The sequence below is a fragment of the Bacillus sp. CFBP9009 genome (assembly GCF_036541465.1).
In the GTDB taxonomy this organism is placed as follows: Bacteria; Bacillota; Bacilli; order Bacillales; family DSM-1321; genus Peribacillus.
In genome coordinates, this window is the sequence record NZ_JAZHFU010000048.1 from 1 (window position 1) to 1,066 (window position 1,066).

Genomic DNA, 1,066 nt, shown 5'->3' on the forward strand with positions numbered 1-1,066 from the left:
ATGATGTTGTTTCAGGATGGAAATCAATAATGAAGAGGCAGCCTGGATTAAAGAAAGCTCAATTACTTCTTCAGTTAGCTAGGAAATCTGTCGGCACAAGACAAGCACTTGAAGCGTATAAATTTCATTTGGAACAATTATTAGAGGAGTATGACCTCGCAGTCTTACAACTCGAAAGAGTGGAACAAGAGGTTAAGGATGTATTAAAACAAATACCTTTTGCCAAGAAGCTTCTTGCCATTAAGGGAATTAGTGAAATTTCTTTAGCCGGAATATTAGGTGAAGCAGGAGATCTAAGTGGTTTTTCACACGGTAATTCTTTACTTCGGCACGCTGGATTGCATCTGGCTGAAGCAAGCTCTGGAAAGTGGAAAGGCCAAATTGTCATCTCTAAGCGAGGGCGATCTAGGCTAAGGCGTTTCCTTTACTTAGCCACCATGAGCCTTGTGATGAATAACACGGAATTTCGAGCCATTCACACCCATAATGTTAAGGTGAAAAAAATGAAGAAAATGAAATCGATTATGAAATTGATAGGTAAGCTAGCCAGGATATTTGTTGGAATAGCACGCAGAAACGAGTCTTATTGTGCAGATAAAGTTCAACCTATAACTGAACTGGTTGCGTAGTTTTAAAGGGGGATTTTTTAATAGGGTTCTCGAAGGGAACCTTCAAAAACTAATTTTCATAGACTTTTTCTTTTTACGAATGTTGGCTTATTCGTAGGATTTCAAATATGTACGGAGTACCAGATTTCTTGAACAAAAGGGCACCGACCCATCAGGATAGCATAACTGGCCTCCACCCCTTGGATAGGCATGACGAAGGAATGATAGGGCAATTGACCCGTTGAGACATGGGAGGGAAAGCCTCCAGGGGCGGCGTGGAGAATGTGCATTATATGGTAAAATGTGGAGTGTTGTACAACTCCTTTATTTCACTATGCCTTCACGAAATCTTCATGTCCTGAAATCACTCCATTTAACCGTGAACTTAAATTCAATGGTGATGAAATCCTGCGAATAAGCGAGTATTTGTGAGAAAATCGTATTAAACTGAGGGAGTT

1 protein-coding gene is annotated in these 1,066 nt (G+C 40.2%); it reads left to right on the forward strand.

Annotated features, from left to right (window positions below; genetic code table 11):
- Nucleotides 1–629 (forward strand): transposase (locus tag V3595_RS28655; protein ID WP_485911340.1); only part of this gene is annotated, 629 nt, incomplete at its 5' end.
- Between the last annotated feature and the right edge of the window lie 437 nt (nt 630–1,066).